Source organism: Bradyrhizobium sp. GW821-FHT13H05, assembly GCF_058804065.1.
Genome location: NZ_JBXAPO010000006.1, coordinates 39,962 through 52,188 on the forward strand (window position 1 = coordinate 39,962; position 12,227 = coordinate 52,188).

The 12,227-nt window shown below is 64.5% G+C and carries 11 protein-coding genes; all 11 read right to left on the reverse strand.

Going from position 1 to position 12,227, the window contains the following annotated elements; translation table 11 throughout:
- Window positions 1-66 precede the first annotated feature (66 nt).
- Window positions 67-1,173, reverse strand: a complete 1,107-nt coding sequence (locus tag AC1RR3_RS19740) for a polyamine ABC transporter substrate-binding protein (protein ID WP_492824775.1) — start codon at window positions 1,171-1,173, stop codon at window positions 67-69.
- Between the two features lie 6 nt (window positions 1,174-1,179).
- Complete coding sequence (locus AC1RR3_RS19745) at window positions 1,180-2,373, reverse strand: aminotransferase (protein ID WP_492824776.1); 1,194 nt, start codon at window positions 2,371-2,373, stop codon at window positions 1,180-1,182.
- 8 nt (window positions 2,374-2,381) lie between these two features.
- Window positions 2,382-2,708, reverse strand: coding sequence for a rhodanese-like domain-containing protein (locus AC1RR3_RS19750; protein WP_008139644.1), 327 nt, complete (start codon window positions 2,706-2,708; stop codon window positions 2,382-2,384).
- A gap of 157 nt (window positions 2,709-2,865) precedes the next feature.
- Window positions 2,866-4,794: a potassium transporter Kup gene (locus AC1RR3_RS19755; protein ID WP_492824777.1), complete on the reverse strand. Its 1,929-nt coding sequence runs from the start codon at window positions 4,792-4,794 to the stop codon at window positions 2,866-2,868.
- Window positions 4,795-4,935: 141 nt separating this feature from the next.
- Complete coding sequence (locus AC1RR3_RS19760; RefSeq protein WP_492824778.1) at window positions 4,936-6,834, reverse strand: potassium transporter Kup; 1,899 nt, start codon at window positions 6,832-6,834, stop codon at window positions 4,936-4,938.
- Between the two features lie 174 nt (window positions 6,835-7,008).
- Entirely contained in the window at window positions 7,009-7,839 is an 831-nt protein-coding gene (locus tag AC1RR3_RS19765; protein WP_492824779.1) for a flagellar motor protein MotB, read from the reverse strand.
- A gap of 24 nt (window positions 7,840-7,863) precedes the next feature.
- Window positions 7,864-8,637, reverse strand: coding sequence for a motility protein A (locus tag AC1RR3_RS19770; protein WP_071915126.1), 774 nt, complete (start codon window positions 8,635-8,637; stop codon window positions 7,864-7,866).
- A 213-nt stretch (window positions 8,638-8,850) separates the two neighbouring features.
- Window positions 8,851-9,675, reverse strand: coding sequence for an SDR family NAD(P)-dependent oxidoreductase (locus AC1RR3_RS19775; protein WP_492824780.1), 825 nt, complete (start codon window positions 9,673-9,675; stop codon window positions 8,851-8,853).
- 15 nt (window positions 9,676-9,690) lie between these two features.
- On the reverse strand, window positions 9,691-10,410 hold the full coding sequence (locus AC1RR3_RS19780) for an RraA family protein (RefSeq protein ID WP_492824781.1): 720 nt from the start codon (window positions 10,408-10,410) through the stop codon (window positions 9,691-9,693).
- 122 nt (window positions 10,411-10,532) lie between these two features.
- Window positions 10,533-11,414: a CDP-alcohol phosphatidyltransferase family protein gene (locus AC1RR3_RS19785; RefSeq protein WP_492824782.1), complete on the reverse strand. Its 882-nt coding sequence runs from the start codon at window positions 11,412-11,414 to the stop codon at window positions 10,533-10,535.
- A gap of 87 nt (window positions 11,415-11,501) precedes the next feature.
- The gene (locus tag AC1RR3_RS19790) at window positions 11,502-12,206 is read right to left on the reverse strand and encodes a phosphatidylserine decarboxylase (RefSeq protein ID WP_492825148.1); all 705 of its coding nucleotides are present in this window, start codon (window positions 12,204-12,206) and stop codon (window positions 11,502-11,504) included.
- Window positions 12,207-12,227 lie beyond the last annotated feature (21 nt).

A 12,227-nucleotide genomic window follows, 5' to 3' on the forward strand; every position in this document is an offset into this window, starting at 1 on the left:
GTCACAGGTCTACTGTGCATGGGGTTGTTTTGCAGAAAATGAGTTACGGGGGCGATCCCACAACGACTACCGCCCCGTCTTCACCTTCGTCCACAGCCGGTTGATGATGCGCTGGGTCGCCGGTTCGCGCGCCGTGATGACGAACAGTTTTGCGAGCGTCGCCTCATCCGGATAGATGTTCTTGTCGTTCAGAATCTTCGGATCGACCAGCTTCTGGCTGGCGAGGTTGCCGTTGGCGTAGGACAAAAAGTCCGAGTTCTTGGCGGCAACGTCGGGGCGATAGAGATAGTTGATCAGCTCGTAGGCTTCCCTAACGTTCTTGGCGTCGGCGGGGATCGCGAGATTGTCGAAGAACATCTGCGCGCCCTCCTTCGGAATGGTGTAACCGATCTCGACGCCGCTCTTGGCCTCCGCCGCGCGGGCGCGCGCCTGCATGATGTCGCCGGACCAGCCGACCACGAAGCAGATCTCGCCGGTCGCAAGCGCGCTCAGATATTCGGACGAGTGAAATTTTCGGACCGACGGGCGGACCTTGGCGACGATGTCGGCGGCCTTCTCCAAATCGGCCTGCTTGGTCGAGTTCGGATCGAGCCCGAGCCAGCTCAGCGCTGCCGGAAAGATGTCGTCGGCGGAGTCGAGCATGTGCACGCCGCAGTCTTTGAATTTGGCGAGGTTCTCCGGCTTGAAGACGATGTCCCAGCTGTCGATCTTCGCGTCGGGGCCGAGGATCTGCTTCACCTTGGCAACGTTGTAGCCGATGCCCGTCGTGCCCCACATGTAGTTGGCGGCATAGACGTTGCCGGGGTCGTAGATGCCGAGCCGCGCGGTCACCACGCCCCAGGCATTGGCAAGGTTCGGCAGCTTCGTCTTGTCGAGCTTCTGGAAGATGTTCGCCTTGATCTGGCGTTGCAGGAAATACGCCGTGGGCACCACGACATCATAGCCGGACTTGCCGGCCATCAGGCGTGTCTCCAGCGTCTCGTTGGCATCAAACGTGTCGTAGACCACCTTGATGCCGGTCTCCTTGGTGAAGGCCTCGAGGACGTCAGGCGCCATGTAGTTCGACCAGTTGTAGAAGTTGACGACCCGCTCCTCGGCCCTGGTGGGGGCGGAGAGCAACGTCAGCGCTGCGGCAATTGCTAGGCCAAGGCCAAAGCGGCTGACGTTCGTCATCTCGATCTACCTTTTGCGTCCACGCACCGCGTCCGACAGCCGCTCCAGCGCGGTGTCGAGCGTCTCGTCCTTCTTGGCAAAGCAGAATCGCACCACCGAGGTCACCGGGTCCTGCTCGTAGAACGCCGACACCGGGATCGCGGCGACCTTGTAATCCCTAACGATCCGCCAGCAGAACTCGGTGTCGCTCTCGTTCAGCCCGAGCGGCGACAGGTCGACCGTGAGGAAGTAGGTGCCCTGCGACTTCAGCACGGGGAAGCCGAGGCTTTCGAGGCCCTTGGTCAGGCGGTCCCTGCTCCGCGTCAGGTCCTTGCGCATCGACAGGAAGTAGTCGTCGGACTTGCCGAGGCCGTAGGCGACGGCGGCCTGCAAGTTCGGCGCGGTGGTGAAGGTCAGGAACTGGTGCACCTTGGCGGCGACGCGCAAGAGCGGCGGCGCCGCGCAGACGAAGCCGATCTTCCACCCCGTGAGCGAGAAAATCTTGCCGGCCGAGCCGACCTTGATGGTGCGGTCGCGCATGCCGGGGATGGTGATCAGCGGGATGTGCTTGTGCTCGTCGAAGGTGACGTGCTCCCAGACCTCGTCGCAGATCGCGATGACGTCGAATTCCTGGCAGTAGCGCGCCAGCAGCTCGAGGTCCTCGCGCGGATAGACCACCGCGGAGGGATTCAAGGGGTTGTTGAAGAGCACCGCCTTGGTCTTTGAATTGAAGACGCTTTTCAGCATGTCCTCATTCAGCCGCCAATGCGGCGGTTCGAGCCGGACGAGGCGCGGAATGCCGCCGGCCTGGCGGATGATCGGCAGGTAGGAATCATAGACCGGCTGGAAGCAGACCACCTCGTCGCCAGGCTGCACCACCGCCAGGATCGCCGAGGTCAGCGCCTCGGTGCCGCCTGATGTCACCATCACCTCGCTCATCGGGTCGAGCTTGAGGCCGTGCCAGTGACCGTAATGGGTCGCGATCGCCTGGCGCAGTTCCGGCAGGCCCATCATCGACGGATACTGGTTGTAGCCGTTCAGCGAGGCCTCGGCCGCGGCGCGGCGGATGTCCTCGGGGCCGGGATCGTCAGGAAAGCCCTGGCCGAGATTGATGGCGGCATTGTCGCGCGCGGCTTGCGACATCGCCTCGAAGATGGTGACGGGAAGGTCCGAGAAGACCTTGTTCAGGGACGAGCTCTTTTTCAGCGAAGAATTGGACATCGGGTCGATCAGCCACCGACCTTGCTGGGGAGCCCCGCCGCCTTCCAGCCCAGCATGCCGCCGGCCAGATGCTTGTCGTAAGGCAGGCCCGCCGCCTGCGCCGCGAGCGAGGCCGTCACCGAGCGCTTGCCGGAGCGGCAGGCGAACACGACCTCTTTGCCTTGCGGATCGGGGATCGCCTTGGGATCGAAGGTCGAGAGCGGCACGACGACGCCGTAAGGGTAAGCCTCGGCTTCGACCTCGTTCGGCTCACGGACGTCGACGAGCAGATAGCGCCCTTCCGCGACACCCTTGGAGACTTCGTCCGGGGTCAGATCCTGTACTTGATTTGCCACATCATCCTCCAACGTCGCGGGCCGCTGCCGGGGCGATCCCGGCGGCCGGCAACCTCGCCTCTCAGCAGGCGAAAATCAAGCGCTACAAAGGCTTGAGCTGCCTTGCGCAAGTTAAAGCTAAATCGCAGCGAGTTGAAGCGCGCTTTGAATCCCTGCCCTAAATCGTCACCTGGGTGCCGACCTCGACGACGCGGCCACTCGGGATCTGGAAATAGTCGGTGGCGTCGTTGGCGGAGCGGCTGAGCGAGATGAACAGCCGGTCTTGCCAACGCGGCATGCCGGAATGGGCGGCGGGCTTCAGCGCCCTCCGCGACAGGAAGAACGAGGTCGACATGATGTCGAACTGCCAGCCGAGCTTGCGGGCGATCGCCAGCGCCTTCGGCACGTTGGGCGATTCCATGAAGCCGAACTTCAGCGTCACCTTGGAGAAGGTCGGTGAGATCTGCTCCAGCCTCACCCGCTCGGCCGGATCGATGCGCGGGGTCTGCGCAGTCTCGATGGTGAGAATGACGTTCTTCTCGTGCAGCACTTTGTAGTGCTTCAGACTATGCATCAGCGCGGTCGGGGCGCTGAGCGGATCGCTGGTCAGGAACACGGCGGTGCCGGGCACGCGCTGCGGCGGCCGCTTCTCCAGCATCGCCACGAGGTCGGCGAGTGGGAACTCGAGCTTGCGCGATTTCTCGAACAGCAACCGGCTGCCGCGCCGCCACGTGTACATCAGCATGATCATGAGTGCGCCGAGCGCCAGCGGCACCCAGCCACCCTCGAACACCTTGAGCAGGTTCGCCGCCAGGAAGGTCAGGTCGAGGAACAGGAACGGCGCAATCAGGGCGGCGGCCGTGAAGGGCGACCACTTCCAGACCTTCCAGATCACGACAAAGCCCATCATCGCCGTCACCACCATGGTGCCGGTGACGGAGATGCCATAGGCGGACGCCAGCGCGCTGGAGGAGCGGAACAGCAATACCAGCAGCACCACCGCGACCAGCAGCAGCTGGTTGATGCGCGGGATGAAGATCTGGCCGGAATGGGCTTCAGACGTATGGCGAATTTCAAAGCGCGGCAGCAGCCCGAGCTGAATCGCCTGGCGCGTCAGCGAATAGGCGCCGGTGATGACGGCCTGGCTTGCGATGACAGTGGCGGCGGTGGCCAGCACGACCATGCCGCCGCGGATCCAGCCTTGCGGAAACAATTGGAAGAACGGGCTCTCGATCGCCGCGGGATCGCCGAGCACGAGCGCCCCCTGCCCCAGATAGTTCAGCGCAAGCGACGGCAGCACGATGAACAGCCAGGCGGTCTGGATCGGCCGCTTGCCGAAATGGCCAAGGTCCGCATACAGCGCCTCGGCGCCCGTCACCGCCAGAAACACCGCGCCCAGCGTCACGAAGCCGATAATGCCGTGGTGGAGCATGAAGGTCACGGCGTAGAGCGGGTTCAGCGCGTACAGCACCTGCGGCTGCTGGATGATCGGATGGATCGCCGCCACCGCGAGGACCGCGAACCAGACGCACATGATCGGACCGAAGAACGCCGCGACCCGGGCGGTGCCGCGCGACTGCACGGCGAACAGGCAGACCAGGATGATCACCGTCAGCGGCACGACATAGGGCTCGAAGTGCAGCGTGACGTCCTTCATGCCTTCGATCGCCGACAGCACCGAGAGCGCCGGCGTGATCACGGCGTCACCGTAGAACAGCGCGCCCGAGATGATGCCGAGCAGGACGATGGTCGCCCCGCCGGTTCCGACAGCGCGCTGGGCCAGCGCCATCAGCGCCAGCGTGCCGCCCTCGCCATTGTTGTCAGCGCGGAGCAGGATCACGACGTATTTGAGCGTCACCACCACGATGAGCGCCCACAGGATCAGGGAGGCCACGCCGAGAATGGCCGCCGGCGTCGGGGCGCCTTCCGCACCCGAGGCCGCCATCACCGCCTCACGGAAGGCGTAGAGCGGGCTGGTGCCGATGTCGCCATAGACCACGCCGATGCTGCCGAGCGTCAGCGCACCGAAACCGGCGGTGGTGTGGGCGTCGCCATGCCCATTGGCCGCCGCCGTTTCCGGGGCGGGAACTGCTACGTCACTTGTCATGGGAGAGCCCAGTGGCCTCTGAAAATGCTTCACTGCACAACGGCGGAGGAGCGCGCGGCTTATAGTCCTGCGCTACCGGCATAGCCTAGCCCGATTTTGGGCCCTCACCATGCAAAATTCGCATAGGTCCACCGATTGCGTTCAAATGGTGACTTGGGTGCCGACTTCAACCACCCGCCCGGTCGGAATCTGGAAATAGTCCGTGGCATCGTTGGCCGAGCGGCTCAGCGCGATGAACAGATGGTCCTGCCACAGCGGCATGCCCGACTGCGCCGAGGCCTTCAGCGAGCGGCGCGACACGAAAAACGACGTCGACATGATGTCGAACTGCCAGCCCTGCTTGCGCGCGATGGCGAGCGCCTTGGGCACGTTCGGCTGCTCCATGAAGCCGAAGCGGAGGCGTACCTTCGAGAACTTGTCGCTGATCTTCTCCATGCGGAACCGCTCGGAGAGATCGACCCGCGGCGTGTGCGCGGTCTCGATGGTCAGGACCACGTTGTGCTCGTGCAGCACCTTGTTGTGCTTGAGATTGTGCAGCAGCGCCGTCGGCACGAAGGCGGGATCGCTGGTGAGGAACACCGCGGTGCCCTTGACGACATGCGGCGGCCGCTTCTCCAGGCTCCGGATCAGATCGTCGAGCGGCACCTCGATCCGGCGCGTCTTCTGGAGCAGGATGCCGGTCCCCTTGCGCCAGGTCCAGATCGTCCCGGCCATGGCCGCGCCGAACAGAAGCGGCACCCAGGCGCCCTCGAGCAGCTTGAGGAGATTGGCACTGAAGAAGCTGATGTCGACGACGACGAAGGGCACGATCACCGCCGCCGCCGTCGCGGCGCGCCAGTTCCACAGTTTCCAGATCACGACGAAGCCCATGACGCCGTCGGCGACCATGGTGGTGGAGACCGCGATGCCGTAGGCCGAAGCGAGGTTGCTCGGGGTGTGGAACAGCAGCACGAGCAGCATCACGCCGATCAGCAGCAGCCGGTTCACGCGCGGCAGATAGATCTGCCCGGCATGGGTTTCGGAGGTGTAGCGCACCTCGAAACGCGGCAGCAGGCCGAGCTGCACCGCTTGATAGACCAGCGAATAGGCGCCGGTGATCACCGCCTGGCTCGCGATGACCGTCGCGGCGGTCGCAAGCCCGACCAGCGGCAGCACCAGGTGCTCCGGCACCATGCGATAGAAGGAATGTTCGATCGCGCTCGGATCGGACAGCACCAGCGCGCCCTGCCCGAAATAGTTGATCAGCAGCGAGGGCAGCACGAAGAACATCCAGGCCGCCTGGATCGGCTTGCGGCCGAAATGGCCGAGGTCGGCGTAGAGCGCCTCGCCGCCGGTCACCGCCAGAAACACCGCGCCCAGCGTCACGAGGCCGATCGTGCCGTGCGACAACAGGAATTGCAGCGCGTAATAGGGATTGATCGCCGCGAGCACCGACGGATCGTCGGCGATGTGAACGATGCCCATGATCGCAATGACCGTGAACCAGACCACCATGACCGGCCCGAAGGCGGAGGCCACCAGTGCAGTGCCCTTGCTCTGTACCGCGAACAGCAACACCAGGATCATGACGGTGAGCGGCACGACATAATGCTCGAACGCGGGGGTCACGAGCTTCAGGCCCTCGACCGCGGACAGAACCGAGATCGCCGGCGTGATCATGGAATCGCCGATGAACATGGAAGCGCCGACGACGCCGAGCGCGAGCAGGAACCAGCTTCTCCGCCCCAGCGCACGCTGGCCGAGCGCCATCAGCGAGAGCGTGCCGCCCTCCCCGTTATTGTCGGCGCGCAGCAGCAGCAGAACGTATTTGGCGGTGACGACGATAAAGAGCGCCCACAGGATCAGCGAGAGCACGCCGAGCACCATGACCCGCGTCACCGGCTCGCCATGAGCCGCGCCCCGGACCGCCTCGTGGAATGCGTAGAGCGGCGAGGTGCCGATGTCGCCGAAAACGACACCGATGCTCCCGAGCGTAAGCGCCCAAAAACCTGAGGTGACCGGCCCGTCCTGGGTCTCGGCCTGTGTGATGCTCGCCGTCATGAAAGTGGAAAACGCTTCGTCCCTGAATTTGATCCGGCGCCTTTTGACGCTTCCGGCGCGCCTGTCAATCGGCGCACCACCTTAGCAGGCGGTGAGCCGAATGCTGTGACGGCGCGGCCACGCTCGTCGCCAGCGCGACGACATGCCTCAGGTAAGATGGTAGCGCAAGGGGGGTTACGGCTTCAGATTCGGCGGTAGCGGCGGATCTTCGCGCATCAGGGTGATGGTCACCCGCCGGTTGGCGGCGAGCGAGGGATCGTCCGGAAACAGCGGCTGGGTGTCGGCCTTGCCGGCGACGGCGAAGACGTGCGAGGCCGGCAGGCCCTCACGTTCGAGGATCTGGCGCACCGCATTGGCGCGGTCGGCCGACAGGTCGAAGGCGCCGTAATCGCTGCGGGTCGGCACGAACCCGGCCGCGGTGTGGCCGGCGATGGAGACGCGGAGCGGCGTCGCCTTGAGCGGAATTGCGAGCTTCTCGATCAGGCGGCGGGTGCGGTCATAGGGCACCTTGGAGCCGTCGGCGAACATCGAGCGGCCGTCCTGGTCGACAATCTCGAGGTTGAGGCCCTGCTTGGTCTCCTCGAACATGATGTGCTTGGACATCTCGGTCAGCTCAGGCATGTCCTGCAGCGCCTGGCGCAGCGAGGCAGCTGCCAGCGCAAAATTGCGGTCGATCTTCAGCTTCGCGCCCGACGTGCGATCGCGATCCTCCTGATCCGGGGTCGGTGTGTTGGAGGAATCCTCCGGCTGGATGTGGTCGACGTTCTTCAGCCGCGGGCGCGTCGGCAGGCCGTCGGACTCGACGATGCCGGCGTAGCGCGCTTCGCTCTGCACGCCGAAGGCGTCGCGCATCGAGCCTGCGACGATCTTCAGCTTGTTGGCGTCCTGGGTCGAGAACGCGACGAGCATCACGAAGAAGCTCATCATCAGGCCCATCAAATCGGCGAAGGTCACGAACCAGCCGTGACCGCCACCGTGAGCATCGCCGCGCTTCTTCTTGGCCATCTCTGTTGATCCCGGCGGGCGGCGTTACGCCGGCACCGGCTCGCCTTCGGCGTGACGATGCTTCTCTGGCAGATAGGCCAGCAGCATTTCGCGCACCAGCGTCGGGCTCTTGGAGTCGCGGATCATCAGGATGCCGTCGATGATCAGCGTGCGGTTGGTTTCCTCGTCGAGCAGCTTGCCGTGCAGCTTGTCGGCGATCGGCAGACAGAACAGGTTCGCAACCAGCGCGCCGTAAAGCGTCGCAAGCAGCGCGGTCGCCATGAACGGGCCGAGTTTCGAAGGGTCGGTCATGTTGGCGAACATCTGCACCATGCCGATCAGCGTGCCGATCATGCCGAAGGCCGGGGCGCAGTCGCCGATGGCGCGGTAGATCTTGCTGCCCTCGTCGAGGTGCATCAGGAAGTTGTCGCGGTCGCGCTCAAGATTGTCGCGGATGAAATCGAGGTCGTAGCCGTCGGCGACGTAGCGGATGCCCTTGGCCAGGAACGGCTCGTCGGTCTCGACCTTTTCAAGGCCGACCGGGCCCTGCTTGCGGGCGATCTCGGCGATGCGGGCGAGTTCGTCAACGAGGTCGTGGGCCGACAGGCGGCTCATGGTGAAGGCGAACTTGGCGCCGAGCGGAAGGCCGTGCAGGAGCGCGCTGAGCGGAAAGCGGATCATGGTGGCGGAGATCGAACCGCCGAAGATGATGATCATGGCATGTTCGGAGATGAACATGTGCAGATCGCCGCCCATGAAGACCATCGCCGTGATGACGATGATGCCTGCAATGAGGCCAACGCTCGTCATGATATCCATTGGATACTCCAACGCGTACGCAACAACGGCCGTCCTGGCCGCTGGCGCGGCCCAACCCCGAACCGCATCGGAAACCCTAGAGCGCCGCCCTTAAAGCCGCGTAAAGGTTAAGTTGAGCCGGCGCGCCAGACCGGCGCAGAGCGCTGAATGAAGGCCGGCTTTGCCGTCCGCCGACAGGAATCTCAATACTTTGCTAACCATAATTGCGGCGCGCTAGGACGACAGTCCCGCCAGCTTCACGCTGAGCGCATGCAGACGCTTGCGGGCATCGGCATCATAGGCCTGCGGATTGGCACGGGCTTCGTTCATTCCGTTGAAGAACAGGCCGCTCTTGCCAGCGACGTCGTCGCCTTCGACCAGATGGAGGATCGCCGCACCACCCTGCTCCACCGTCGAGATCGGCGTAATGCCGCCGGCACGCACCATCGTGGTGTTCATGTAGGTCGCCGGATGCAACGAATTGACGGTGACACCGGCGCCCTTCAGCTCCTCCGCAAGATCAACCGTGAACATGATCTGCGAAAGCTTGCTCTGCGCATAGGCACGCGAACCGCTGTAGCCCTTCGTGATCATGACGTCGTCGAAATCGATCGGATGCTGTCCGAGGGAAGCGACATTGACGATGCGCGACGGGGCTGCGGCCTTGAGCAGCGGCAGCAACAGATGGGCCAGCAGGAAACCCGAGAGATAATTGACAGCAAAACGCAGCTCGTGACCGTCGGCACTGACTTGCCGCTGCGGCCCGTCGTTCTGCGAGCCAATGCCGGCATTGCTGACGAGAACGTCGAGACGTTGATGATCGCGTATGACCGCCTCGGCGAGCGCGCGCGTGCCCGCCATCGACGAAAGATCGGCTTGATAGAAGGTCGGCGCGGCGTGGCCGGCTTTCATGATCTGGTCGATCAGCGCTTTTGCCCGCGCGGCATCGCGGCCATGGATCAGGACGTGCGCGCCTTCGGCGGCAAGGCGGCTTGCGACATAGCGCCCGACACCATCGGTCGAGCCCGTGATCAGCACCGTCTTGCCGCTCATGTCCATGGCATCACTCCAAGCTTAGTGGATCTCCGCCGAGCGCTTCAGCGCGGCCTTCAGCTTCTCCAGCGAGAAGTCGGGGCTGCGGGCGATCTCGAGGATCGGCGTCTCGCGGCGGCCACAGAGCTCGGCGGCTTCAGGCAGCTTTGCCGCGATGTCGAGCGGGATCACGATGGCGCCGTGCTGATCGGCGTGGATGAGATCGTCCGACTTCACGGTCATGCCGGCGACGCGCACCTCGCCGCCAAAGCTTTCCGCATGCACCCAGGCATGCGACGGGCCGATCGAGCCAGCCAGCGCCTGGAAACCCGGGGCCCATTGCGGGATGTCGCGGATCGAGCCGTCGGTGATGACGCCGAGGCAGCCGAGCGCCTTGTGCACGTTGCTCTGAACCTCGCCCCAGAACGCACCGTAACCGACGTCGGGGCCGTCGATGTCCTGGATCACCGAGATGCGCGGACCATGACCGGTGCCGACATATTCGTAATATTCGATGCGGCGCTTGGACTGCTCTTCAGCCGGCAGCGAGGATTTCAGCACCGAACGGATCGCAACCGTGCGGGCATAGCCGACGATCGGCGGCAGGTCGGGAAACGGACAGACCAGTTGCTTGGTGGTGTAGCCGATCAGCCGGCGCTCGGGCGCCACGATCTCCATGGCATTGCAGATCGTCGGGGTGTCGTAGCGGCCCAGCGCTTCGAGGACGGAAGCGGGCAGCGGCCCGGTCGCGTTATCAGTCACGGCGTTCTCTCCCAGATTGGCGGCCGCTGTTAGCGCGGTGCCGCCGGCACAGGGCGATATAGCCGAGATCGGGCCTCAACCCAACTCAGCGCGCCCTCATGGCAGATATCCGTTGGCAACGCTCAGTGCAGCCGTCCGGGCCGGTCGTCGTCTTGCGGCGGCTCCGACAGGTTCGCCAGCGTTGGCGCTGACGGCGGCGACGAGACCTCGCCTCCCGACGGTGCGGTTGCCTCTATTGCACGCGCCTGGTCGCGATAGGATTTGTAGCCGAGCGGCAGGCAGAGCAGATACAGCACCGTGCCGATCGAGAGCACGTGCCAGGGATATGCGATCAGAAGCGCGATGAAAAAGATCACCGCGACGAAGGCTGGCAGCACCAGCTCGGGAGGCACCCGCATGCGCATGCTCTTGCCGGAGAACACCGGCAGGCGCGAGACCATCAGGAAAGCAATCAGCAGCGTGTAGCCGGCCGTCAGGGCTGCAGGCCAGCGCCCCAGATCCAGGAATGCCGCATAGATCGGCAACATCACGGTAATGGCGCCGGCCGGTGCCGGCACGCCGGTGAAGAAATTGGCGGCGAAGGCCGGCTTGTTCGGATCGTCCAGCGTGGCGTTGAAGCGCGCAAGCCGCAGGCACATGGAGATCGCGAACACCATGGCGGCGATCCAGCCGGCATTGCCGAGCTCGTGCAACTGCCAGAAATACAGCATCAGGCCCGGCGCGACGCCGAAATTGACGAAGTCGGCGAGGCTGTCGAGCTCGGCCCCGAACTTGGACTGGCCCTTGATCATGCGCGCGATGCGGCCGTCGATGCCGTCGAGCGCGGCCGCGAACACGATGGCGTAGACGGCCAGCGTCATCCGCCCCTCGATCGACAGCCGGATCGACGTGAGGCCGGCGCAGATCGCCAGCAGCGTGATGACGTTGGGCACCAGCATGCGCACCGGAATCGGGCGGAACCGCCGGCGGCGTACGTCTGGATCTTTGAAGTCGTAGGGCGTCATTGGCTCGTCCTCACCTTAAGGCGAGATATAGCAAGCCCCATTCCCCTCCGCCATTGCGGCGGAAGGCCCTCAAGGACCGACTATTGGTTAATTGGCGCGGTAGGCGCGGCTCGGGTCGTCACCGGCGAGATCGGCCAGGATTGTCTCGCCAGCGATCGCGGTCTGCCCTTCCGAGACCAGCGCCTTGGTGCCCACAGGCAGATAGACGTCGAGGCGTGAGCCGAAGCGGATCAGGCCGAAGCGCTCGCCGGCGCCGATCGCCTGCCCTTCCTTGACGAAGCAGACGATGCGCTTGGCGATCAGGCCTGCGATCTGGACCACGCCGATCCGCGCATTGGGCGTCGTGATCACCAGCGAATTGCGCTCATTGTCCTCGCTCGCCTTGTCGAGCTCGGCATTGATGAACAGGCCGGGCCGGTAGGCGATACGGTCCACCCTGCCCGCGAGCGGGCTGCGGTTCACGTGGCAGTTGAACACGCTCATGAACACCGAGATGCGCGGCAGCGGCCGGTCGCCGAGCCCGAGCTCGGCCGGCGGCAGCGCCATGGTGATCATCGAGACGCGGCCGTCGGCCGGCGACACCACGAGCCCCTCGCGCACCGGCGTCACCCGCACGGGGTCGCGGAAGAACAGCGCGCACCACACGGTGAGGATGGTGCCGATCCACCCCAGGGGCGACCAGAGCCAGAACAGAATCAGGCTTGCCAGCGCAAAGCCGCCGATGAAGGGATAGCCCTCCTTGTGGATCGGCGGGATCTGACGCTGGATCGAATCGAGAATGGACATCGCTATCTGCCGCTCAGGGTTGATGGC